The sequence below is a fragment of the Arthrobacter sp. Y3223166 genome (assembly GCF_059090935.1).
In genome coordinates this window covers 41,228-63,986 of the sequence record NZ_JBNHGE010000012.1, presented here as the reverse complement: position 1 = coordinate 63,986, position 22,759 = coordinate 41,228, and the positions used below count along the sequence as shown (strand labels likewise).

General features: G+C 67.2%; 21 protein-coding genes and 1 riboswitch. Of the genes, 16 read left to right on the top strand and 5 right to left on the bottom strand.

The genetic code is table 11. The features are described from left to right. Positions 1-5 precede the first annotated feature (5 nt). Positions 6-1,034 (bottom strand): ABC transporter substrate-binding protein, encoded by a 1,029-nt coding sequence (locus AC5RUH_RS08040; RefSeq protein WP_494002502.1) that lies wholly within the window; start codon positions 1,032-1,034, stop codon positions 6-8. 183 nt (positions 1,035-1,217) lie between these two features. On the opposite strand from AC5RUH_RS08040, the gene AC5RUH_RS08035 reads away from it, so the two are divergent. The 5 genes from AC5RUH_RS08035 to hutI are packed head-to-tail and all read left to right on the top strand — an operon-like array spanning position 1,218 to position 7,487. After that, positions 1,218-1,940 carry an IclR family transcriptional regulator gene (locus AC5RUH_RS08035; protein ID WP_494002501.1) on the top strand — a complete coding sequence of 241 codons (723 nt, stop codon included), beginning with the start codon at positions 1,218-1,220 and terminating at the stop codon, positions 1,938-1,940. A 2-nt stretch (positions 1,941-1,942) separates the two neighbouring features. Next, a complete protein-coding gene (hutU, locus tag AC5RUH_RS08030) occupies positions 1,943-3,640 on the top strand; it encodes a urocanate hydratase (RefSeq protein ID WP_494128322.1) in 1,698 nt (565 codons plus the stop codon). 6 nt (positions 3,641-3,646) lie between these two features. Continuing rightward, positions 3,647-4,846: an allantoate amidohydrolase gene (locus AC5RUH_RS08025; protein WP_494014246.1), complete on the top strand. Its 1,200-nt coding sequence runs from the start codon at positions 3,647-3,649 to the stop codon at positions 4,844-4,846. Next, a complete protein-coding gene (locus AC5RUH_RS08020) occupies positions 4,843-6,261 on the top strand; it encodes a formimidoylglutamate deiminase (protein WP_494128307.1) in 1,419 nt (472 codons plus the stop codon). Before AC5RUH_RS08025 ends, AC5RUH_RS08020 begins: the two co-directional genes overlap by 4 nt. After that, positions 6,258-7,487 (top strand): imidazolonepropionase, encoded by a 1,230-nt coding sequence (hutI, locus tag AC5RUH_RS08015; RefSeq protein WP_494128306.1) that lies wholly within the window; start codon positions 6,258-6,260, stop codon positions 7,485-7,487. Before AC5RUH_RS08020 ends, hutI begins: the two co-directional genes overlap by 4 nt. A gap of 73 nt (positions 7,488-7,560) precedes the next feature. Here hutI and AC5RUH_RS08010 read toward each other — a convergent pair whose 3' ends face one another. Next, complete coding sequence (locus AC5RUH_RS08010) at positions 7,561-8,217, bottom strand: GntR family transcriptional regulator (protein WP_494128305.1); 657 nt, start codon at positions 8,215-8,217, stop codon at positions 7,561-7,563. 160 nt (positions 8,218-8,377) lie between these two features. Between AC5RUH_RS08010 and AC5RUH_RS08005 the strand changes: the two genes are divergently transcribed. The 9 genes from AC5RUH_RS08005 to AC5RUH_RS07965 all read left to right on the top strand — a co-directional run bounded on the left by AC5RUH_RS08005 (position 8,378) and on the right by AC5RUH_RS07965 (position 17,178). After that, the gene (locus AC5RUH_RS08005) at positions 8,378-9,457 is read left to right on the top strand and encodes an aromatic ring-hydroxylating dioxygenase subunit alpha (RefSeq protein ID WP_494026403.1); all 1,080 of its coding nucleotides are present in this window, start codon (positions 8,378-8,380) and stop codon (positions 9,455-9,457) included. A 14-nt stretch (positions 9,458-9,471) separates the two neighbouring features. Next, positions 9,472-9,915: a hypothetical protein gene (locus tag AC5RUH_RS08000; protein WP_494023761.1), complete on the top strand. Its 444-nt coding sequence runs from the start codon at positions 9,472-9,474 to the stop codon at positions 9,913-9,915. After that, positions 9,903-10,973 carry a succinylglutamate desuccinylase/aspartoacylase family protein gene (locus AC5RUH_RS07995; protein ID WP_494128304.1) on the top strand — a complete coding sequence of 357 codons (1,071 nt, stop codon included), beginning with the start codon at positions 9,903-9,905 and terminating at the stop codon, positions 10,971-10,973. The genes AC5RUH_RS08000 and AC5RUH_RS07995 overlap by 13 nt, the downstream gene beginning before the upstream one ends. 66 nt (positions 10,974-11,039) lie before the next feature. Beyond that, entirely contained in the window at positions 11,040-11,987 is a 948-nt protein-coding gene (locus tag AC5RUH_RS07990) for an ABC transporter substrate-binding protein (protein WP_494128303.1), read from the top strand. An 18-nt stretch (positions 11,988-12,005) separates the two neighbouring features. Continuing rightward, positions 12,006-12,944 carry an amino acid ABC transporter permease gene (locus AC5RUH_RS07985; RefSeq protein ID WP_494128302.1) on the top strand — a complete coding sequence of 313 codons (939 nt, stop codon included), beginning with the start codon at positions 12,006-12,008 and terminating at the stop codon, positions 12,942-12,944. Next, complete coding sequence (locus AC5RUH_RS07980; protein WP_494128301.1) at positions 12,941-13,738, top strand: amino acid ABC transporter ATP-binding protein; 798 nt, start codon at positions 12,941-12,943, stop codon at positions 13,736-13,738. Before AC5RUH_RS07985 ends, AC5RUH_RS07980 begins: the two co-directional genes overlap by 4 nt. 20 nt (positions 13,739-13,758) lie before the next feature. Continuing rightward, positions 13,759-14,715 (top strand): PDR/VanB family oxidoreductase, encoded by a 957-nt coding sequence (locus AC5RUH_RS07975; RefSeq protein WP_494128300.1) that lies wholly within the window; start codon positions 13,759-13,761, stop codon positions 14,713-14,715. Positions 14,716-14,840: 125 nt separating this feature from the next. Continuing rightward, complete coding sequence (locus AC5RUH_RS07970) at positions 14,841-16,109, top strand: M20 family metallo-hydrolase (RefSeq protein ID WP_494128299.1); 1,269 nt, start codon at positions 14,841-14,843, stop codon at positions 16,107-16,109. Positions 16,110-16,398: 289 nt separating this feature from the next. Then, the gene (locus tag AC5RUH_RS07965) at positions 16,399-17,178 is read left to right on the top strand and encodes a CPBP family intramembrane glutamic endopeptidase (protein WP_494128298.1); all 780 of its coding nucleotides are present in this window, start codon (positions 16,399-16,401) and stop codon (positions 17,176-17,178) included. A gap of 153 nt (positions 17,179-17,331) precedes the next feature. Here AC5RUH_RS07965 and AC5RUH_RS07960 read toward each other — a convergent pair whose 3' ends face one another. Continuing rightward, complete coding sequence (locus AC5RUH_RS07960) at positions 17,332-17,754, bottom strand: hypothetical protein (RefSeq protein WP_494128297.1); 423 nt, start codon at positions 17,752-17,754, stop codon at positions 17,332-17,334. Between the two features lie 211 nt (positions 17,755-17,965). Next, positions 17,966-18,607 (bottom strand): VOC family protein, encoded by a 642-nt coding sequence (locus tag AC5RUH_RS07955; RefSeq protein WP_494002488.1) that lies wholly within the window; start codon positions 18,605-18,607, stop codon positions 17,966-17,968. Positions 18,608-18,834: 227 nt separating this feature from the next. Next, a riboswitch (SAM riboswitch) is annotated at positions 18,835-18,949 on the top strand. 67 nt (positions 18,950-19,016) lie between these two features. On the opposite strand from AC5RUH_RS07955, the gene AC5RUH_RS07950 reads away from it, so the two are divergent. Continuing rightward, a complete protein-coding gene (locus AC5RUH_RS07950; protein ID WP_494128296.1) occupies positions 19,017-20,342 on the top strand; it encodes a bifunctional o-acetylhomoserine/o-acetylserine sulfhydrylase in 1,326 nt (441 codons plus the stop codon). 80 nt (positions 20,343-20,422) lie between these two features. After that, positions 20,423-21,493 (top strand): homoserine O-acetyltransferase MetX, encoded by a 1,071-nt coding sequence (gene metX / locus AC5RUH_RS07945; RefSeq protein ID WP_494128321.1) that lies wholly within the window; start codon positions 20,423-20,425, stop codon positions 21,491-21,493. A 95-nt stretch (positions 21,494-21,588) separates the two neighbouring features. Here metX and AC5RUH_RS07940 read toward each other — a convergent pair whose 3' ends face one another. Next, a complete protein-coding gene (locus AC5RUH_RS07940) occupies positions 21,589-22,755 on the bottom strand; it encodes a winged helix DNA-binding domain-containing protein (protein WP_494076162.1) in 1,167 nt (388 codons plus the stop codon). Positions 22,756-22,759 lie beyond the last annotated feature (4 nt).

Below are 22,759 nucleotides of genomic sequence, written 5' to 3'. Positions count from 1 at the left end.
GGGGATCAGTCCGCGATCAGTGCGTCATAGTCGGGCTCGTTCTTCAGCACGCCGTACTTGGTGGCCGCGGACCCCAGCTTTTGCAGGCCCTCCATGTTGACCTCCGGATACCAGCGGGAGATCACAATCTTCTCGGCCAATTCGGGCGTGACCTTGGCATAATCCTGGATGATCGTGCGCACCTCGTCCTCGTTCTCCGAGGCGAACTGGAAAGACTTCTCCAGCGCCCGGCGGAAGCGCTCAACGAGCTCGGGGTCCTCCTGCAGGGTTTGCTCGGAGGCGAAGTAGAAGGCCGAATCGAAGTCGTCGGCGAGGTCGGTCATCGGGCTGGCCACGATCTTTCCGCCGGCGTCCAGGATCTGCGTGCGGAACGGTTCCGTGGTCCAGGCCGCGTCCACGTCGCCGCGCTCCAGTGCCGCGGGCATGTTGGGGTACGGCATCTCGACGAAGTCGACGGCGTCCGGGTCGCCGCCGGCCTGCTCCACGGAGTTCCGGATGGTGACGTCGGCGAAGTTGTTCAGCGCGTTGACGGCGACGGTCTTGCCCACCAGGTCCGCGGCGCTCTCGATGCCGCTGTCCGGCATGGCCGCCACCTCGGTCCCATCCTTCCCGGGCTCATTGGTGGAGCTGGAGCCGTTGGAGACCACCGTGATCGGCAGCCCCTTGTCCCGCGCGATCAGCAGCGAGATGACGTTGGAGTAGCCGAACTGGTATTCGCCGGTCATGACCGCCGGAACGATGGCCGCCCCGCCCTGGGCCAGCTGGATGGACAGCTGGATGCCTTCCTCCTCGAAGTAGCCCTCCTGCATGCCCAGGTAAACCGGCGCCACGTCCGCGATCGGGATCAGGCCCAGGCTCACCTGGTCCAGGTTGGCGTCTGCCGGCGCCCCTGCGGTTTCCGTTCCGCCGCCGGTGGAGGACGGACTGCCGGAGCCGCACCCGGTCAGCAGGAGGGCGCCGGCCAGCACCGCAGCCGAGGCGGTGGCCAGCAGGGGGCGGCGGGGCGCGGTGGCCGCGGACATCAATGGGCGCATCAGGATCTCCTTGTTTCTGCCGGTACGCGGCATACCTGTTTCGATCAGTAAAACGAGCGTGGCTTGCTACCTGAAGCTACCCATCCGTGCTGCCGGGGTCAAGGGTTTTTTGCTTATTCCTTGCCGCTGCATGAAATTGATGTTTTACTGGCTGCAACATTGGATGGTTACCGAGGAGCAGGCATGGCGTCAGGAACGGCAGCGGATCCTACGACCAGGGCGGCGGACCGCACCCTGGCGCTGCTTCGCATCGTCTGCGAGCACGACGGCGTCAAGCTCGCCGATGCGGCCAAGGCGGTGGGCCTGTCGGCGTCGACCGCGTTGCGCCTGCTGCGCACGCTGGAAGCCAACGGGTTCGCAGCGAAACGCGACAACGCGCTCTACCGGCCGGGCTTCCGGATGGTGCAGTTGGGTGTCCAGGCGCTCAGCCACGAGTCGCTGGTGGATGCGGGCCGGGAGGTCCTGCGGAGCCTGGTGGACCAGACCGGGGAGTCGGCGTACCTGAGCGTGACCGCCGGCAACGACCACGGGCTGTACATAGCCATCGAAGAGGGCACCCATACCGTGCGGCACGTGAATTGGGTGGGCCGGACCTTCCCGATGGCGGGCAGCGCGGCCGGGGCGGCCCTCAGCGGACAGGTTGGCCGGGGCGGGTACACCGTGCAGGCGGACAGCGTGGAGGCCGACGTCACCGCCGTCGCGGCCCCCGTCTTCGCCGGCGACAAGGTGGTTGCCGCGGTGAGCATCGTCGCGCCCAGCTACCGCACCACGGCAGAGGCCGCCGAAAAATTCGGGCTGCTGCTGGCCGAACAGGCCGGCACGCTCTTCGCCGCGCCGGAGGGCTCGGCGGCCAATGGGACCGAAGAACATAACCAGAGAAGTACCTCCACGCCAGAAAGGGCATGACGATGACGTTCACCCAGCACGACCCTTCCCGCCGCATCCGGGCTTCCCGGGGCACCACCCTCACCGCCAAGAGCTGGCAGACCGAGGCTCCGCTCCGGATGCTAATGAACAACCTGGATCCCGAAGTGGCGGAACGCCCCGAGGACCTGGTGGTCTACGGCGGCACCGGCCGCGCCGCACGCTCCTGGGAAGCCTACGACGCGATCGTCAAGACGCTGGCGGAACTCGAAGACGACGAGACGCTGCTGGTCCAGTCCGGCAAGCCCGTGGGCGTGCTGCGCACCAACCCCTGGGCCCCGCGCGTGCTCCTCGCCAACTCGAACCTGGTGGGCGACTGGGCCAACTGGCCGGAATTCCGCCGCCTGGAGGCCGAAGGGCTGATGATGTACGGCCAGATGACGGCCGGGTCCTGGATCTACATCGGCACCCAGGGAATCCTGCAGGGCACCTTCGAGACCTTCGCCGCCGTCGGCGCCAAGCTGCACGAGGCCGGCAAGACCGCGTCGCCCACGCTGGCCGGAACGCTGACGCTGACCGGCGGCTGCGGCGGCATGGGCGGAGCCCAGCCGCTGGCGGTCACCCTCAACGACGGCGCCTGCCTGATCGTGGACGTGGACGAGGCCCGGCTCCGCCGCCGCGTGGGCAAACGCTACCTGGACGAGGTGGAGACCGACCTGGACACCGCCGTCGCGAAGGCCATGAAGGCCAAGGAAGAAGGCCGCGGCTGGTCGGTGGGCTACGTGGGCAACGCGGCGGAGGTGTTCCCCGAGATCCTGCGCCGGCACCGGGCCGGCGAGATCACCGTGGACGTGGTCACCGACCAGACCTCGGCCCACGATCCGCTGTCGTACCTGCCGGAAGGCATTTCCGTGGCGGATTGGCAGCGCGAGGCCCAGGCCGATCCGGTCGGCTTCACCAAGAAGGCGCAGGCGTCCATGGCCCGGCACGTGCAGGCCATGGTCGAGTTCCAGGACGCCGGGGCCGAGGTGTTCGACTACGGCAACTCGATCCGCGACGAGGCACGCAAGGGCGGCTACGAGCGCGCCTTCGAGTTCCCGGGCTTCGTCCCGGCCTACATCCGGCCGCTGTTCTGCGAGGGACTGGGCCCGTTCCGCTGGGTGGCGCTCTCCGGCGACCCGAAGGACATCGAGGTGACCGACGCCGCCCTGAAGGAACTGTTCCCGGAGAACGAGCACCTGCACCGGTGGCTGGATGCCGCGGCCGAGCGGGTGGAGTTCGAGGGGCTGCCGGCGCGCATCTGCTGGCTGGGCTACGGCGAGCGCCACCAGGCCGGGCTGCTCTTCAACCGGCTGGTGGCCGAGGGCAAGGTCTCGGCGCCGATCGTGATCGGCCGCGACCACCTGGACTCCGGCTCCGTCGCCTCGCCGTACCGGGAGACCGAGGCGATGGCCGACGGCTCGGACGCCATCGCGGACTGGCCGCTGTTGAACGCCTTGACCGCCGCGAGCTCCGGGGCCACCTGGGTGTCCATCCACCACGGCGGCGGCGTCGGCATCGGCCGCTCCATCCACGCCGGCCAGGTGTCGGTGGCGGACGGCACCGAACTGGCGGCGCAGAAGCTGGAGCGGCTGCTGACCAACGATCCGGGGATGGGCGTGATCCGCCACGTGGACGCCGGCTACGACCGCGCCGTCGAGGTCGCGGCCGAACGGGGCATCCACATCCCGATGGGCAAGTAGGCGCAGATGGAAACTGTGTCCTCCCTCCTGGAATCCATTGCCGACGTCGGCCGTGACGCGCAACGCGGCGGGTACTCGCGGCCGGTCTATTCCAGCGCGGAACTGGGCCTGCGCGACTGGTTCATCGAACAGGCCCAACGCCGCGGGCTGGGCGTGGAGACGGACCGCAACGGCATCATCTGGGCGTGGTGGGGCGAGCCGCAGCCCGGCGCCCTGGTCACCGGCAGCCATCTGGATTCGGTTCCCGGCGGCGGCGCCTTCGACGGGCCGCTGGGCGTCGCCTCCGCGCTCGCCGCCGTGGACCTCCTCAAGGAGCGCGGCGTCGAGCCGAACCGGCCGCTGGCCGTCACGGTCTTCCCGGAAGAAGAAGGATCGCGCTTCGGTGTGGCCTGCCTGGGCTCGCGGCTGCTGGCCGGCGCCATCGATCCGGACAAGGCCCGGAACCTGCGCGACGAGAGCGGCGACACGTTCGCCGACGTCGCCCGGGCCAACGGGCTGGATCCTGCGCATCTGGGGCGCGACGAGGAGGCGCTGGCGCGGATCGGCGACTTCATCGAGCTGCATGTGGAGCAGGGCCGCGGCCTGGGCGAGGACGGCCCGACCATCGCCGTCGGCAGTTCCATCCTCGGCCACGGGCGGTGGCGGATCAGCGTCACCGGCCAGGGCAACCATGCCGGCACCACGCTGATGGCCGACCGTGCCGACCCGATGGTCGCCGCGGCGCAGATCATCCTGGCCGTACAGCAGGCCGCGGCCAAGCAGCCCGACGCCCGCGCCACGGTCGGCCGCCTCCAGCCGGTGCCCGGCGGCACCAACGTGATCGCCTCGCGGGTGGACCTGTGGCTGGACGCCCGGCACCCGGACGACGCCGTCACCGCGCACCTGGTCGAGGCCATCCACGGCAAGGCCCAGAAGATCGCCGCCTTCGAGGGCTGCTCCGTGTCGCTGACGGAAGAGTCCTACAGCGGAACCGTGCACTTCGACTCCGCGTTGCAGCGCCAGCTGGAGAACGCCCTGCCCGGCGCGCCGGTGCTGGCCACCGGTGCCGGGCACGACGCCGGCGTGCTGGCCTCGCGGGTGCCGTCCGGCATGTTGTTCGTGAAAAACCCCTCCGGCATCTCGCACTCCCCGGAGGAATACGTGGAGCCCTGGGACGCGGACGCCGGCGCGGAAGCCTTGGCGGACGTGCTCGAGGCACTGCTGTGAGCGGCATCTGGTGCGAGCGCGCCTGGCTGGGCCCGGCCGGCGTGGCCGAGGGAGTCCTGCTGGGCTGCGACGACGCCGGGACGATCACGCAGGTGGGCACGGCGCCCCGGCCCGACCCGGCTGACGGCGTGCTGGTGCTCGACGGGGTGGTCTTTCCCGCCGCCGCCAACGCGCACTCGCACGCATTCCACCGGGTGCTGCGGGGCCGCACCCACGCCGGCCGGGGCGACTTCTGGACCTGGCGGGAGCAGATGTACCGCGCGGCCGGGACGCTGACCCCGGAGAACTACGAGCGCCTGGCGACGGCGGTGTTCGCGGAGATGGTGGCGGCCGGCTTCAGCAGCGTGGCGGAGTTCCACTACGTCCACCACCGCCCGGACGGCAGCCCGTACGGGGCCGGAAGCGCTGCCGGCGGGAGCCGCGGCGGGCACCTATCCGGTCCGACAGGCGATGATCCGGAGACCCCCGGGTACGGCGGGCACGCGATGGAACTGGCGCTGTGCCGGGCCGCCGAGGCGGCCGGCATCCGGCTGACCCTGCTGGACACCTGCTACCTGGCCGGCGGCATCGGCGTCCCGCTGGCGCCGGAGCAGCAGCGCTTCGGCGACGGCGACGTGCAGGCCTGGCTGGCCCGGCTCGACTCGCTGCGCCGCGTGGTCGCGGACCGGTTCGACCCGGCGCGGATCACGGTGGGCGCCGCCCTGCACTCGGTCCGCGGGGTGCCCGAGGCCGCGCTGCCGCTCATCGCCGAGCACCTGCCCGAGGGCCTGCCGCTGCACATCCATCTCTCCGAGCAGCCGGCCGAGAATGAGGCCTGCCTGGCCGCCTACGGGGTGACGCCGGCCGGCCTGCTGGCCCGGCACGGGCTGCTGTCGCCACGCCTGAGCGCCGTCCACGCCACGCACCTGACCGCGGGGGACATCGCGCTGCTCGGGGAAGCCGGTGCCACCGTGGTGATGTGCCCGACCACGGAAGCCGATCTCGCCGACGGCATCGGCCCGGCCCGGGAGCTGGCGGACGCCGGCGCCCGGATCGCCGTCGGCACCGACCAGCACGCCGTCATCGACCCCTGGCTGGAGATGCGGGCGCTGGAACACGGCGAACGGCTGGCCAGCGGCCAGCGCGGCCGGTTTGCACCGGCCGAGCTGCTGGATTCGGTGTCCGCCGGAGCCGCCGCCGCCATGGGCACCCCGGTGGCCGGCATCGCCGTCGGAATGGCCTGCGACCTGATGGCCGTGAACCCCGGCAGCGTGCGCACGGTAGGCTCAAAGCCCGGGCAACTGCCGCTGAGCGCCAGCGCAGCGGACGTTTCCGCCGTCGTCGTTGCCGGTGACCTGCTGGCCGTCAACGGCCGCCACCGGCGCCTGGGTTGGCCGGCCGAGCTGCTGGCCGACGCCCTGAAGGAGTTTGAATGAGCACTGTCGTCACCAACATCGGCGAACTGCACACGCAGGACCCGGCCCGCGGCGCGGACTCCGTGCTGCACGACGCCGCGGTGATCATCGAGGGGGAGCGCATCTCCTGGCTCGGGCCCGCGGCGCAGGCCCCCGATGCCGACGAACAGTTCGACGCCGGCGGGCGGGCCGTGTTGCCGGGCTGGGTGGATTCGCACACGCACCTGGTCTTTGCCGGAGACCGCACCGCCGAGTTCGAGGCACGGATGGCCGGCCAGTCCTACCAGGCCGGCGGGATCGCCGTCACCACCGGCGCCACCCGCGAGGCCAGCGACTACGACCTCACGCGCCTGCTGCTGGCCCGGGTGGCGGAGGCGGCCGCCGGCGGCACCACCTACCTGGAGACCAAGACCGGCTACGGCCTGGACGTGGAGCAGGAGGCCCGCAGCGCCCGCATCGCGTCCACCGTGGCCGACGAGGTCACCTACCTCGGGGCACACCTGGTGCCGGCCGGCATCGACGCCGACGACTACACCGACCTGGTCTGCGGGGACATGCTCGCGGCGGTAAGGCCGTACGTGCAGTGGGCCGACGTGTTCTGCGAACGCGGGGCCTTCACCGAGGCCCAGTCGCGCCGGGTGCTGGCGGCCTGCCGGGACGCCGGCCTCGGACTGCGCGTGCACGGCAACCAGCTGGGTGAAGGTCCCGGCGTGCGGCTGGCCGTGGAATTCGGGGCAGCCAGCGTGGACCACGTCAACTATTTGCACGACGACGACGTCGCCGCGCTCGCCGGCAGCTGGGCCGGCTGGGACCGGGCCAGCGGCACGGGGGAGCGCGGCACCGTGGCCACCTGCCTGCCGGCCTGCGACCTGTCCACCCGCCAGCCGCTGGCGCCCGGCCGGCAACTGCTCGATGCCGGCGTGGAAATCGCCCTGGCGTCCAACTGCAACCCGGGGACCTCGTTCACGAGTTCCATGAACTTCTGCGTCACCACCGCCGTCCTGCAGATGGGACTCAGCGTGCACGAGGCGGTCCGGGCCGCCACCTATGGCGGGGCGCTGGCGCTCGGGCGGCATGCCGGGGTCGATGCCGAGGGCCAGCGTGCCGTGGGTTCCCTCGCCGTCGGCCATCGGGCCGACCTGCACCTGCTCAACGCCCCGTCGGCCACGCACCTCGCCTACCGACCCGGCATGCCCCTGACCGCCGCGGTGTGGCGGGCGGGCGTGCGCTCGGCCGTGGGGGCCTAGGGCGTGCGGCCCGCCCCGGGATCCTGCAGGCCGGGTCCGGCCCGCTCCGGATCCTGAAGGCCGGGAGCGGTCCTCAGCCGATATGTTCGTAGCGGTTGGGGTCTTTCACGTCATGGCAGTGGGCAAGGACCTCGACGGCACGCTCGGCGTCATGGTCCTTCAGTGCCTGTAGGATGCTGCGGTGATCGTGGATGACCTTGGCCTGGTGCTCCGGTCCCTGCCGGTACGTCAACGTGATCCGGTGCTGGATGGGATGGTTCCAGATGGAGGAGATCACGCCGCGCAGGTAGTCGTTGTCCGAGGGTTCGATCAGGGCCAGATGGAAGGCCCTGCCCAACCGGAAGAGTTCACCGCTGTCCTGCGGGTCGACGATTTCCGTCTCGTCCACGAGGCCGCCGAGCCGCACGAGCTGCTGCGGCGTGTAGGACCCGATGGCGTCCCGGACCGCGAGTGATTCCAGGGCATAGCGCACCTTGAAGACGTTCTCGATCTCACGCTCGTCGAGCCGGTTGACGATATAACCCTTGCCCGGGACGAGGGTGGTCAGCCCTTCCAGCGTCAACTGGGTGAGCGCGTCCCGGACAGGGGTGCGGGAGACACCGTATTGCGCCGCCACGGACTCCTGGGCCAGGGCCGAACCCGCCTGGATGGTTCCGCTGATGATGTCGGCACTCAGCTGCTCGTGGACCCGGAGCGCCAGCGGCCTCACATCATTCGGTATCGCAGCCACGATGGCCTCCTTTTGGGTTTCATTGAGTGCACTTTATAGTCCTGCCGCCGGGCAGGACATGGATTTCGAGGCAAAAGCGGCGAAACGCGTAACTTGCCAACGTTTAGCTGAAAGTGCTTGACGTCACATTGCGGCTCTGAATACAGTGTATACACACCTGTTGGAGGAGAACCTTAAAATGTATGTGCTGAACACTTGGTACGTGGCGGCGTGGTCGACGGAGGTCACCCGCAAGCCGGTGCGGCGGGTCATCTGCGAGCAGCCGATCGTCCTGTTCCGGACCCAGGACAACGAAGCCATTGCCCTTGCGGACCGCTGCGCGCACCGTGCCTTCCCGCTCTCGGAAGGCCGCACGATCGGAGATTCGGTGGAGTGCGGCTACCACGGTTTCACCTACGGCCCGGACGGCATGTGCACCAAGGTGCCGGCCCAGTCCTCGATCCCGGAGCGCGCGAAGGTGCGCAAATACCCCGTGGTGGAGCAGGACGGATGGATCTGGGTGTGGACCGGCGATCCGGAACTGGCCGACCCGGCCGATGTCCCGGACACCCACTGGATGGTGGACCCCGAGTGGGCCACCGTCACCCATTCGTACCACTTCAAGTGCCGGGCCGACCTGATCCACGACAACCTGCTGGACCTGACCCACGAGTCCTTCCTGCACAAGACCACCGTGGGCGACGACTACATCTACGAACACGGCATCACCGTGGAGGTCGAGGGCAACGTGGTCAGCGTCGACCGCCTGATGCCCTCGGTCGAAGCGCCGCCGCTCTATGCCGAAACCATGGACGCCCGCGGGCTGTTCGACCGCTTCCACTGCACCGAGTTCTTCGTGCCCAACCTGCACGTCCTGCACTCCGGCATCACCGGGGAGGGCAAGCCGCGCGAAGAGGGCTTCCTGATCAAGGTCCTCAACGGGATCACGCCCATCGACCAGCACAATTCCTGGTACTACTACGCCTTCAGCCGCAACTTCGCCGTCGACAACGAGCAGGCGACCGAGGACCTCCGGGTCGGTTTGGCCACCGTACTGGACGAGGACGCATCCGCGCTGGAGGCCCAGGAGATCGGGATGCAGACCCGGCCCGAGGGCGAGTTCGATGTCCTGATCGCCCAGGACGGCGGGGTCGCGAAGGCGCGGCGCATCCTGGCCGCGCTGATCAAGAAGGAGCAGCAGGCCAAGTCCGCGATGGGTTCGGCCGCCCGCCGGGAGCCGGTTGCTCCCGTGACGGCCTAGGCGCCGGCATGTGGATGCTGATCAGGGCAAACGCCCTCGGCGCGGAGACTTCGGCGGACTCGGGTGCCAAGATCCTGGCGGCATGCCCGGATTCGGCCGAGCGCGGCGACCCGTGGCGCTGGACGGTGGAACTGGATGAATCCGGCCCCGAGCCCGCCGTCGCACTTGAAGCCGATGAGAACTACATCGCTTCCGACAGCCGTCGCTACACCGGCAACTACACCGGCACGCTGCAGCGCGGGCCCGGCGAGCAGCTGCTGGTGACCGGACTGGCCGGCGAGGCGCTGGTCGCCGCCGAGGACGGCCCGTGGAAACGCTGGTTGCGGGCCGGCGATGTGTTCATCGTCGAAGGAGAGGACGCGGAGACTATCCGGCTCTCGCTCGCGGCGGGAGAATCCGCCGTCCAGGTCATCACCCTCGCCCCGCGAAAGGCCAAGGTGCTGCGGTGGGTCCCTTGACGGCCGGTGGCAGCGTCGACGCTGCCCGGCGCATCACGGATCATGCCCTAAATGGGATCGAGCTTGGCAGGCCCGGCAAGCAGTTGGGTTTTGCCGGTTTGTCGCATTCAGACAACGTCCATGACAACGGGCTGATCCCGGTTCCCCTGGCAGTGATTTCTTCGGGGCCGGGACCGACGGCGCTGCTGGTCGCCGGCACGCATGGCGATGAGTATGAAGGCCAAGTCGTGTTGCACGAACTGATCCGTTCTTTGGAGCCCGAGGACGTGAACGGGACGGTGATCATCGTGCCGGCGGCGAACGCGCCGGCGGTGCGTGCCGGTACAAGGGTGTCGCCGATCGATGGGGGGAACCTCAACCGTAGTTACCCGGGCGGGCGGCGCGGGGGACCCACCGACCAAGTTGCCGACCTGATCGCCGGGACGCTGCTGCCGCTAGCCGACGTTGTGATCGACCTGCATTCGGGCGGGTCCAATTCCACCTACCTGCCAAGCATGTTTTTGTACCGGGGCCCGGACGAGCAGGCGTGGGCGCGGAAAGTGGCCGCGGCTCGGGCGATGGGATTGCCCTATGCGATAGCCGTGCCACCCCGGCTTGAACCTGGTTCGCTCAGTTCCGCCGGCGACGACGCGGGTGCACTGACGCTTTCCACCGAACTCGGCGGGGGAGGCACGATACATCCGGGCGTCTTGGCGGGCGGGCGGCGCGGCGTACGCTCGCTGCTGGCCCACGTGGGAATCATGCCGGCACAGTACGACACCGTCCTGCAACCGGCAGCCGTGGAAGCAGCCGAACCCGTCTGGCTGGAGTTGGTGCCCGATTCCCCAGTGATGGCCACCACTGCCGGGCTATTCGAACCCCTGGTGGAACTGGGCCAGCGGGTCCGGGCCGGTGACCCGGTTGCACGGGTCCATGCCATCGATGACCTGCAGCGGCCGCCGCAAACCTACACCGCCCCGGTGAATGGCATGGTGGCCATCCTGCGCAGGCCCGCACTCGTCTCGCTCGGCAACTACATGCTGCACGTAGCACCCGAAATTGAAGCACCGAGGCACTGACCGTCTCCTGGTCAGTGCGGATATCCAAAACCGGACAACGCTGTCCGGACTTCGAAAGGAAAATCCATGCGTCATTCACGTCAACGCGCCCCCCGATCAACCGTCCTCGCCGGTTCAGTCCTGCTGGCCCTGTCACTGGCTGCCTGCACCAACGCGTCCCAGGCCGTGCCGGAACCTGCTGGTTCCGCTGCTCCGGGCGGCTCCAATGCTTCCTCGGATGCTGTGGCCCTCAACGAGGCGGCCAGAGACTTGCTGCCGGAGGAGATCCGGGCCGCCGGAACCCTGCGCGTTGCCTCCGACCCGACCTACGCGCCGTTCGAGTACTACGACACGGATAACAAGACCATGATCGGCTACGACGTCGACTTCTCGGACGCAATCGGTGCTGCCCTGGGCTTGGAGATTGAACACGTGCCCGCGACCTTCGACACCATCCTGCCGGGCTTGGCCTCCGGAAAGTATGACATGGCCATGTCGACCTTTTCGATCACCCCGGAACGCGAGAAAATTGTTGACTTCGTGCCGTACCTCAACGGGGGCTCCGGCGTCGCCGTCCTTCCCGGGAACCCCCAGAAGATCTCCATGAATCCCATGAGCATGTGCGGCAAGAAGATCGCCGGCCAAAAGGGATCGATCCAATCCATGGAGTACCTGCCCGAATTCTCCAAGGAATGCACGGCAGCGGGCAAGGAACCCATCACCATTCAGAACTTTCCCGGGCAGACGGACGCCAACCTTGCCCTGACTTCCGGCCGCGTAGACGCCGTGGTCGCAGACAGCGTTTCCTTGGCCTACCAGGCAAAGGAAGCCGGGGATAAATTCGAGTTGGCCGCCGGTGAGGACTACGACCCGATTCCCACCGGCATCGCACTAGCCAAGGACGGCGGGCTGCAGGAAGCAGTTACTGAGGCCACCCGAGGCATTCTGGACAGCGACTACTACGAGGAAATGCGCGCCAAGTGGGCCCTCCCGGAGTCGGTTCTGATCACGTCCGAAGCCCTCGACAACAAGTAGCGGAGAGGAAGCATCCGCATGACTGCCGTGACTACCCGCAACGAGCAAGCAGCCCCTGCCGGCGATGGTTACACCGTCGTCAAGGCAAAGCATCCCGGTCGGTGGCTGTCCGCAGCCGTCATCATCGTGATCGCCGGGCTGCTATTACGATCCGTGATGACGAACCCCAACTTCGGATGGGACGTCGTGGGCCTGTACCTGCGCGACGTGTCCATCGGCCGCGGCATTCTCGTCACGCTTGGCCTGACGGCGATCAGCATGGCCATCGGCATCGTGCTCGGGGTCGTCTTCGCAGTCATGCGGCTCTCCGTCAATCCGGTGGTGCGTAGTGCCGCGTTTGCGTACGTGAACTTTTTCCGGGGCACGCCGGTGCTGGTGCAGCTGCTGTTCTGGTTCAACCTGGCTGCGCTGTACCCGGTTATCACTCTCGGCATCCCGGGCATTGAACTGGACGCAAACCAGTTGATCACACCCATGACTGCAGCGATCCTGGGGCTTGGCCTGAACCAAGGCGCCTACATGTCCGAGATCGTCCGGGCGGGCATACTGTCGGTTGACCACGGGCAGACAGAGGCAGCCGAGGCCCTGGGTATCACCCGCATGCAGACCATGCGGCGGGTGGTGCTGCCCCAGGCAATGCGCGTCATTATCCCGCCCACTGGCAACGAAACCATCGGCATGCTCAAGACCACGGCGTTGGTCAGCGTGATCTCGGTGCCGGAGCTCTTGTACTCGGCGCAGATTATTTACGCGCGGACCTTCGAGACCGTCCCGCTGCTGATCGTCGCAAGCCTCTGGTACCTGTTGATTACCTCGGTCCTGACCATCGGCCAGTACTACCTGGAGCGGCGATTTGCCCGCGGCAACCAGCGGAACCTGCCGCCGACGCCGCTGCAGCAGTTGAAGCGGTTTTTCGCCACCCATGACGCGCTCTCCTTGAAAGGCGGCAAGAAATGACGGTTACCCACGGCGTTGAACCGATGGTGAGGGCCAACGCGATCTGCAAGAACTTCGGTTCCAATCAGGTATTGAAGGGCATTGATTTGGAGGTGCAGCCGGGGGAAGTGGTCTGCCTGATCGGCCCCTCGGGATCCGGTAAGAGTACCTTCCTGCGCTGCATTAACCATTTGGAAACGGTCGACGGCGGCCGCATGTGGGTGAACGGCAAGATCGTGGGTTACGACCTTAAAGGCAACAAGCTCTACGAACAGAGCCACAACGACATTTGCAGCAGCCGTACCGAAGTGGGAATGGTCTTCCAGCAGTTCAACTTGTTCCCCCACATGACGGTGTTGGAGAACCTGATCGAGGCACCACGGCTGGTCCGAAAGGAAAAGAAAGCCACGGCCGTGGCCCGGGCGATGGGACTGTTGGAAAAAGTAGGTCTGGCGGAAAAAGCCGAGGCTTACCCGAGGCAGCTCTCCGGCGGCCAGCAACAGCGGGTGGCCATCGCGCGCGCCCTGTGCATGGAGCCGCGGCTGATGCTCTTTGACGAGCCGACCTCGGCTCTTGACCCGGAGTTGGTGGGTGAGGTCCTGAAGGTGATGAAGGACCTGGCCAACTCCGGCATGACGATGGTCGTGGTGACGCACGAGATGCATTTTGCCCGGGACGTCGCGGACCGGGTGGTGTTTATGGCGGACGGCTACGTAGTGGAGCAGGGGCCGGCCCGCGAGGTAATTACCAACCCGAAGAACGATCGCACCAAGGCCTTCCTGGCCTCTGTTCTCGCCGAACCGGCAGCAGCCTGATACCCACCGTGAGGGCAATCATGAATGAAGAATTTTTTGACGTCGAAGTTCGGTCAATCCGGCAGGAGTCCAACTGTGTAGTCTCCCTGCAGTTGGAACATCCGCTGGGTGAGGATCTGCCGGAGTGGGACGCCGGCTCCCATGTGGACGTCCTCCTTCCCAACGGCCTCTTGCGCCAATACTCGCTCTGCTCTGAGCGGACGAACCGTGCTGCCTGGCGGCTGGGCATACTCCGCGAACCCGACGGGCGCGGCGGCTCGGCCTACGTGCACGAGATGCTGAGGCCGGGGACCAAAATTCAGGTTCGGGGACCGCGCAACAATTTCGTCCTGGAACCTGCCGGGAGCTATGTCTTCATCGCCGGCGGCATTGGCATTACCCCCATCCTGCCGATGATCCGCGAGGCCGCCGCCCTTGGAGTCCCATGGCGTCTGCTCTATCTGGGGCGGAGTCGCTCGTCGATGGCGTTTCTCGATGAGATCCAGTCGCTTGGGGGAGACATCCATATTCACGCGGATGACGAAAGCGGCTTTTACCCGTTGGCAGAGCTGTTGGGGGACCTACCCTCGGAAACACACGTTTACGCCTGCGGTCCCGGGCCGTTGCTAAATGTCATCCAGGCGATTGCCGACGGGTGGGAAGTCCCTGCGCGTTTTCATTGTGAGCGCTTCACCGCCACCGGCGATAACCCGCCTGTGCCCGTGGGCGGCAATGCGGCCTTCATCGTTGAACTGGCCGATGGGACGGAGGTCCCGGTGGGCTCGGATGAAACCATCCTGCAGGCCCTTGAGTCGGTCGGGATCGCCCCTTTGAGCTCCTGCCGGGAGGGAATCTGCGGCACCTGCGAAACCCCTGTGCTGGGCGGCGAAATCGACCATCGTGACTCGCTGCTCTCCGACGACGAACGCGAGGCCGGAGACACCATGATGATCTGCGTCTCCCGGTGCAAGGGCCAGCGCCTGCTGCTTGATTTGTAGGCGGGCACTTCTGTTGCCGCAGGCACCACAGCCCTTCATCTCACACCAGGCCCTTCCCCCCCGCCCGGTGAACAGACGGCAGCCGCAAGGGTAAGTGCCTAAAACGCCGCCTTAGGAGGAGAAACATGCAGGATGCGGCATCGCTGGAGCCGGTCCAAGAACGCCTATGGGACGATCTGACAGCGCTCTCACAGATACGGGAATCTGACTCACCTGGGTGGAGCCGCCCGGTCTTCAGCGATCCTTATTCGGCGTCCCGCATCTGGGTACAATCCCGCATGCGGGACGCCGGTCTGGAAGTCACTGTGGATCCTGCCGGCAACGTCATTGGCCGTCTCCGAGGGCGCCATCCCGGGCCGCCGCTGGTCACCGGTTCACACACCGACACTGTAGTGGGAGGCGGACGATTCGACGGGATCGTCGGAGTGCTTGGAGGCATCGAAGCTGCGCGCCGCTTCCGCGAGACTTCCACGATGCTCAATCATGATTTGCTGGTCGTCGACTTTCTGGGCGAAGAAGCAAACCCCTACGGTGGATATTGCCTCGGCAGTCGGGCAGCGGCAGGCGTGCTCAAAACAGAAGATCTGAACCGTACAGACTCAGTTGGCAACAGACTGGGTGACGCGGTGGCACACTTCGGCTTGGATCCAAACGGCATGCTTGCACGCTCGTGGGCGCAAAACGAACTGCACGGGTACCTCGAACTGCATGTGGAGCAAGGCCCGATCCTTGAGCAGAAGGGAATCGATGTAGGAATTGTTACCTCAATCGTTGGCGTGCACACGCTGCTCGCCACCTTTCTCGGCAGATCGGATCATGCCGGCACTCGTAACATGGATGACCGGCGGGATGCATTGGTCGCTGCAGCCAAGGCCGTCCTGGCCGTCGAACGGGAGGCCTGCGAAGCACCTGTCCACGCGGTCGCGACCAGCGGCAACCTGCTTGTTGAAGCAGGTTCTGGAAACGTGATTCCGGGTCGAACAACGCTGATGGCAGAATTCCGCAGCGACAACCAAATCTGGCTCTCTGGTGTGCGGAGAAGGGTAGCCGATGAAATCCTTCGGCAAAGCGCCGAAAGCGGAGTAGAAGCACTCCTCGACTGGGCGGCGGAAACTCCTGTCGTGCCGACGAACGCATCAGTACAAAACGTGACGGCATCAGCACTCGATGACCTCGGGCTCCCCTGGATGCCCATGCCCAGTGGCGCCGGTCACGACGCTGCGCACCTGGCAGCCCGCTGCCCTGCTGGAATGATCTTCATCCCGTCTCACAACGGCCGAAGCCATTGCCCGGAAGAGTGGACAGACGCCGAGCACATCAGTACAGGAGTGCATGTGCTGGCAGCCAGCCTTCTAAAAATGGATCGGACGGAAACCTTGCAACCTGATTACTAGCCACGCGATTCCTGGCGGTCATTACGCTACTTGCCCTTTGCCGGTTTCTATCAAACCCCCGTTTTGGGTGGTGAGATCGATCACCGTGACTCGCTGCTGTCCGACGACGAGCGCGAGGCCGGAGACACCATGATGATCTGCGTGTCGCGATGCAAGGGCCGGCGCCTGCTGCTGGACTTGTAGCAGCCAAGCGTTCCCGGCGCCGACGCGGGCCACGGGAGCAGCCGCGCACGGAACGGAAGCGTCCCAGGCCGACGACTCCCGCGGTTCTGTTGGCAAGATGGAGGCTATGGACAAGCAGAAGGTCGCCGCCGAGGGCACGCGGCGCACGGTCAGGTACTACCGGGCAGAGGTATTGATCGTCCTGGGACTCTCGCTCGGGCAGTCGGCGGTCTACGCCGTGGTGAACCTGCTGGAAAAAATAACCCGCGCTCCGCTGGCCTCGCAGACGACCACGCTGAACCCGGTGCTGAACGAGCGGGAACTCTTCGATTTCGTGTACCAAATGCTCGGCATCGTCTTTGCGCTTGTGCCGGTGGCCCTGGTGCTGTTCTTGATGACCGTTCCCGGCCGGTCGGCCTTCCGCGCGATCGGGTTCACGTTTTCCCGGCCGCGGCTGGACTTCGGCCTGGGCTTTTTGCTCGCGCTGGTGATCGGTGTCGGGACGCTGGGCGTTTATGCCGCAGGCCGGGCCCTGGGTATCACCACCGCCATTGTCCCGGCGGCCCTGGACGAATACTGGTGGACGGTTCCGGTGTTGGTCCTGTCCGCGCTGCGGCATGCGGTCCTCGAAGAGGTGGTCATGGTGGGCTACCTCTTCAACCGCTTCGCGAGGTTCGGCTGGGGCATCTGGTCCGCGATCTTCGTCAGCGCCGCCCTGCGCGGGACCTATCACCTCTACCAGGGCATCGGGCCGGGCATCGGGAACTTCCTCATGGGCCTGATCTTCGGCTACGCCTATACGAAGGTGAAGCGGGTGATGCCGCTGGTGGTGGCGCACGCCCTGCTGGATATTGCCGGCTTCGTCGGTTACACGCTGCTGGGGCCGGCCATCGGCATCGGCTCGTAGCGGGCACAAAAGAGTTGCCGGCCATCGGCACGTAGCCGGCCATCATTGGAGCTTTGCCTGGGGCGCGTGCTCCTGCTGTTTCCCAGAGCCGCAGCCCAAACCGGAGCAACGGCCCGCCCCCAAGTCAGGAGTGGTGCTGGGGAGAATTGACCGCTACGTGCCCGTCCACGAGTTGTTCCACCTGTCCTGGGGAAGGCCCGCCATGGAAAGGGACCGGACGATACCCAGTGGTGTGTCGGTACCTGTGGGCTGGAGCGCGTCCCACATCCAGCGAACCATTCCCGCCCCCGTCGCCCGAATGCGGTCCTCCCGCCTCTTTTCCGCCTCCACTACGGCGGCGGGACTACGGCTCCGAAGGTACTCGTTTCGGGAGTATTTTCCTGCACCATCGAATTCGCCGGCAAGACGAAATTGTTCCCAGTAGAAGTCGACGATGCCGACACGAACTCCCTGCGGATCGAAGACAGGGTACTGCAGTAACGGCTCCGGGAAGTGGTTCAGGTACATCAGAGCCCGGGAGTAGGATTCGCCCGGCGACTGCGAGGCGGGATTGGCGAAGGCGAAAACCCGTTTCACGCGGTTTGACTTTCCCGGTGGCAAAGAACCGGCCGGCCAGAGCAAGAATCCGGGTGGCCTGCAGGGCGGGAAAGCCGAGGTAGCGGTCCACGCGAAGCGCATGCCCAGCAGGACGATCTGGAGGGCTTGTGCACTCAAAAGCTCCGTTTCGGGCGTCTGCTCCTTCTATAACGCGGAGCGGACGCCCGAAACGGAGCGATGCCGGGAGAACTCAGAGTTCGACGATCCCGTTGGCGGTTTCGAAGCGGACGGACAGGATGCCCGGCGTACCGTTCGGTGCCGTCCAGGCGACCTTGACGTCGTCCAGCAGGCCGTCAACAGGCGTGCCCAGCCAGTCCGCCACCCGCTCGGAAGAGCCGGCGATGGTCAGGCCGATCAGCTTGACCGTGGCGGGGCGGGCGTTGGACGGGTGCAGCGGTTCGGTGCCGTCGTCCCAGCGCAACATGTAGGGCACCTGCGGGTCGGCGATGAGGCCCTTAATCCCGATCTGCTGCCAGCTCAGTTCCTGCCCATCCGGGAACTTGCGGTTGCCGGGAACCGCGTGGCGGCCCAGCCGTTCTTCGAACGGGGTCAGGTCGTCGACCGCCACGCACCAGCCCATCCAGCCGCCGCCGGCTTCCGACCGCGCCCGCACGGCCTGGCCAAAGGGGGCCTTGTCGGATGCGGGGTGGTCGAGCACCTCCACGACCTCCAGGTAATGGTGGTCCGTGAGGGGGAAGATCATATTGCGGGTGCCGAAGCGAGGGTGAACCCCGCCCTTGACGGCGTCGATGCCCAGGGCTTTGGAGATCCGCTCTGAGGTGGCAGCCAGACCGTCGGGTTCAGCAGCATAAGAAACATGGTCGAAGCGCATGGCATTATCTTGGCACTTTGTGAACCCGCTCTCGACTTAGGGTGACCTAAGTCACTGAACTTGCGGCTCCTGCGGAACGCGGCTTTCCCGGGCAGCAATTCCGCCTCGCTGGCACGCGCCGGCAACGGTGACAAGCGGACGGTCGGACAGGCGGTCCGGAGACCGGTGCCCAGTCATAAGGTGTCATATTGTTGCGGCCGCCGGCTTGTCTGCGGAGACTGGAGGCAGGTCATGAGTGCCAGCGCAAAACCCCGGTTTGCTGGCCGGCAACCCTCCAACCGCGGTGGGGTGCCCCGGGTGAAGACCAGGCAGCCGCCATAAGGCGGTGCGCAAGCGCGGGTCACACCCGGGACAGACATGCCGGCACGGCCGGATCCCGGATGGCCCCTTCCAGTGAAGGAGTTGCACCATGTCCAACGTCGATTGGTCCTTTGAAACCCGTCAGATTCACGCAGGGCAGGAGCCGGACGCCGCCACGGGCGCCCGCGCACTGCCGATCTACCAGACCACGTCATTCGTGTTCCCCAGCGCGCAGAGCGCGGCCGACCGGTTCGCCCTGTCTGAACTGGCACCTATCTACACCAGGATCGGCAACCCCACCCAGGAAGCGGTCGAGACCCGGATCGCCAACCTGGAGGGCGGCGTCGGCGCCCTGCTGCTTGCTTCGGGCCAGGCCGCGTCGACGTTCTCCATCCTCAACCTGGCCGAGGCCGGCGACCACATCGTGGCCAGCCCCAGCCTGTACGGCGGCACCTACAACCTGCTGCGCACCACGCTGCCCAAGTTCGGCATCGAGGTCACCTTCGTCGAGGATCCGGACAACCTGCAGCAGTGGCGCGATGCCGTCAAGCCGAACACCAAGGCGTTCTTCGGCGAGGTCGTCTCCAACCCGCGCCAGGACGTGCTGGACCTGGAGTCGGTCAGCGCCATCGCCCACGAAAACGGCGTGCCGCTGATCGTTGACAACACCTTGTCCACCCCGTACCTGATCCGTCCGATCGAGTGGGGGGCCGACATCGTGCTCCACTCGGCCACCAAGTACCTCGGCGGCCACGGGACGGCGATCGGCGGCGTGATCGTCGACGCCGGCACGTTCGATTTCGCCGCCGACCCCGAAAAGTTCCCGGGATTCAACACGCCGGACGACACGTACAACGGGCTGGTCTTCGCCCGCGACCTCGGCGTCAGCGGCGCTCTGGGCGCCAACCTGGCCTACATCCTCAAGGCCCGGGTGCAGTTGCTGCGCGACCTGGGGTCCGCCATCTCGCCGTTCAATGCATTCCTGATCGCCCAGGGGCTGGAGACGCTGAGCCTGCGCGTGGAGCGCCATGTGGCCAACGCGCAGAGGGTGGCGGAATTCCTGGAAGAGCACGACGACGTTGCCTCGGTCGCGTACCTCGGCCTGCCCTCCAGCCCCTGGTATGAGCGCGGCCGCAAGTACGGCCCGAAGGGGACCGGCGCCATCGTCGCGTTCCAAATCAAGGGCGGCATCGAGGCCGGGAAGCGCTTTGTGGACGGCCTTGAACTGCACTCCCACGTGGCCAACCTGGGCGATGTGCGCTCGCTGGTGATCCACCCGGCGTCGACCACCCATGCCCAGCTCTCGGCCGCGGAACGGGTCGCGGCCGGGGTGACCGACGGTCTGGTCCGGCTGTCGGTGGGCATCGAGAACGTCAACGACATCATCGCCGACCTGGAGGCTGGTTTCCGTGCCGCCAAGGGTGCGGACGACTAGGCAAGCAGGTAGAGCGCAGCGTGACGATAGTGCAACCGCAGGAACTGGTGGAACAGGCGACCGACGGCATCCTGCGCCGGATGCCGGTTGGTGCGCTGGAGCTGGAAGCCGGCGGCTATCTGCCCGAGGTGGTCCTCGCCTTTGAAACCTGGGGCACCCTGAATGCGGACGCGTCCAACGCCGTCCTGATCCAGCACGCCCTGACCGGCAGCACGCATGTCGCACGCGGCTACTCGGACGAGGACGGCTGGTGGGACGACCTGGTAGGCCCCGGTGCCACGATCGACACGGAGCGCTATTTCGTCGTGGCCGCCAACATGATTGGCGGCTGCTACGGCTCCACCGGTCCCTCGTCGCCGGCTCCGGACGGGACGCCGTGGGGTTCACGCTTCCCGTTCGTCACGATCCGCGATTCGGTCCGGGCCGAGGCGCGGCTGGCCGACGCGCTGGGGATCCGGCGCTGGCACACGGTGCTCGGCGGGTCGATGGGTGGCGCCCGCGCGCTTGAATGGGCTGCCACGTTCCCGGAGCGGACGGCCCGGTGCGCCGTCCTGGCGTGCGGCGCCGCGAGCACCGCCGAACAGATTGCCTTCGCGCAGGCGCAGGTCGCGGCCATCCGGCTGGACCCGCACTTCTCCGGCGGCGACTATTACGGGGGCCCCGCTCCCGAGGCGGGACTGGGTATCGCCCGGCGGATCGCGCACATCAACTACCGCTCGGAGCCGGAGCTGGAGTACAGGTTCGGCCGTAAGCCGCAGGCGGAGGAGCAGCCGTACGGCGGCATCACGCCGTCCGCCCGTGGCCGCTATGCCGTGGAAAGCTACCTCGACTACCAGGCGGACAAGCTCGTCGCGCGCTTCGACGCCAACAGCTACATCCTGCTCACCGAGGCCCTCATCAGCCACGACGTTGCCCGGGGCCGGGGCTCGCTGGAGCAGTCGCTCGGCGGCCTCACCGACACGCAGTTCTTCGTCGCCGCGGTGGATTCCGATCGCCTGTACTTCCCCGAACAGTCGCGGCAGCTGGCCGAGGCGTTGCCCGGGGCGGTCAAGGTCCACACCATCGAGACGCCGCTGGGCCACGACGGTTTCCTCACCGACATCCACCAGCTGCACGAGGCCCTCACCGAGGCGTTCTTCGCGCCCGCCTGACTTTTCCGCCCGCGTGACAGCGGCCTCGGTACGACGTCGGTGCCCGCCGTCCGCGCCCATTCCCACCGCTGCGCCCGATCAGGGGGAGCGGAGCGTCAGGTCAGTTCGAGCGATACCGGCCGCCGCAGGAAGGCCGCGTACCGTTCCACCGCCTCGTCCACGGCCTGCCGCTCCGGCTCGGTCAAGACCCGCAGCGGCTTGAGCCGCAGCTCGGCGGAGCCGGGCCCTAGGACGTGTCTCCAGTTGCCGGCCATCCGTCCGTCCAACAGCAGCACGTGGATCGGCACGTCGCCGCCCGGCGCCGCCGGCGCGCTGCCGCCCAGATAGCCGCGGGTCTTGGTGTAACCCATGACGTATTCGTCGTAACACTGAATCAGGTCCGCCCGCGGGTGTCCGTCGCCCGCCGCCGCAGCGGCGCCGCCGATCGTCCCGGCGGCGGGGGAGTACCAGAGCTGTTGCCCCTCGGTTTCGAACACTTCCAGTCCGTCTCGGCCCCCGGCTTCGAGGCCGCGCTTGAGGTCCGCCTGAGGCAGTTTGGACCAGTCGGAACAGTCCTTCAAGGTGGCCGGTCCGCGGCTGGTGAAGTACCGCCCGGTCAGTTGGGCCAGCGCCGCGTCGCGGTCGAAGTCCGCGGCCAGCGGCGGTACCCGCTCGTCGAAGGCCGCGTACGTCTGCTGCACGGCGCCCGACGCGGCGGTCCGCGGAGGCCCGTTCACCAGCACCCGGTCCATCTCCGCATGGAACACAAGATGCCCCAGCCGCTGCCCGCGCAGCGTCGCTCCGTTCAGCCTCGCGCCGTCGTCCTTGAGCAGCGCCGCGTGGGCGAGCCGGGCGGCGAGCTCGTCCCGGGTCAGGTGCCGGCCTCCGGCGACGGCCGCGGCCAGCACGTCGTTGCTGCGCGCCACCGTTGCCTCATCCAGTCCCAGCTGCCGGTCCCGGCCCTTGTTCCCTGCCTTGAGGCGGGGGCCGGAGAGCAGCATCAGCCAGCGCAGGTCCGCGGCCGCCACGAAGTGCCAGGTGGGCCGCAGGACGTGCGTGCGCAGAATGCGTCCGCCGACGATCGCCGCATCCACCTCTGCAGCGTTGTCCCGTGCCGGTCCGCCGCAGCGCTGCGCCAGCGACCAGCGGGCATAGGCATATTCCTGGGACTGGAAGGCGAGCAGCCAGCGCAAGGCGGAGGCGGCGTCGTCCCGGGGGCTGTCCCACAGCCGCTGTGCCCGCAGCCGGTGACGGCGGATCTCCTGGGGACTCGGCTGCTGCACCGGC

Bases quoted from the DNA above. Each gene is read 5' to 3' on its own strand.
- AC5RUH_RS07990 (WP_494128303.1), top strand. From the start codon at position 11,040: ATGCGTCATTCACGTCAACGCGCCCCCCGATCAACCGTCCTCGCCGGT.
- AC5RUH_RS07980 (WP_494128301.1), top strand. From the start codon at position 12,941: ATGACGGTTACCCACGGCGTTGAACCGATGGTGAGGGCCAACGCGATC.
- AC5RUH_RS08000 (WP_494023761.1), top strand. From the start codon at position 9,472: ATGCTGATCAGGGCAAACGCCCTCGGCGCGGAGACTTCGGCGGACTCG.
- AC5RUH_RS07975 (WP_494128300.1), top strand. From the start codon at position 13,759: ATGAATGAAGAATTTTTTGACGTCGAAGTTCGGTCAATCCGGCAGGAG.
- AC5RUH_RS07955 (WP_494002488.1), bottom strand. From the start codon at position 18,607: ATGCGCTTCGACCATGTTTCTTATGCTGCTGAACCCGACGGTCTGGCT.
- AC5RUH_RS07950 (WP_494128296.1), top strand. From the start codon at position 19,017: ATGTCCAACGTCGATTGGTCCTTTGAAACCCGTCAGATTCACGCAGGG.
- AC5RUH_RS08040 (WP_494002502.1), bottom strand. From the start codon at position 1,034: ATGCGCCCATTGATGTCCGCGGCCACCGCGCCCCGCCGCCCCCTGCTG.
- AC5RUH_RS08025 (WP_494014246.1), top strand. From the start codon at position 3,647: ATGGAAACTGTGTCCTCCCTCCTGGAATCCATTGCCGACGTCGGCCGT.
- AC5RUH_RS07970 (WP_494128299.1), top strand. From the start codon at position 14,841: ATGCAGGATGCGGCATCGCTGGAGCCGGTCCAAGAACGCCTATGGGAC.
- AC5RUH_RS07985 (WP_494128302.1), top strand. From the start codon at position 12,006: ATGACTGCCGTGACTACCCGCAACGAGCAAGCAGCCCCTGCCGGCGAT.
- AC5RUH_RS08035 (WP_494002501.1), top strand. From the start codon at position 1,218: ATGGCGTCAGGAACGGCAGCGGATCCTACGACCAGGGCGGCGGACCGC.
- hutI (WP_494128306.1), top strand. From the start codon at position 6,258: ATGAGCACTGTCGTCACCAACATCGGCGAACTGCACACGCAGGACCCG.
- hutU (WP_494128322.1), top strand. From the start codon at position 1,943: ATGACGTTCACCCAGCACGACCCTTCCCGCCGCATCCGGGCTTCCCGG.
- metX (WP_494128321.1), top strand. From the start codon at position 20,423: ATGCCGGTTGGTGCGCTGGAGCTGGAAGCCGGCGGCTATCTGCCCGAG.
- AC5RUH_RS07965 (WP_494128298.1), top strand. From the start codon at position 16,399: ATGGACAAGCAGAAGGTCGCCGCCGAGGGCACGCGGCGCACGGTCAGG.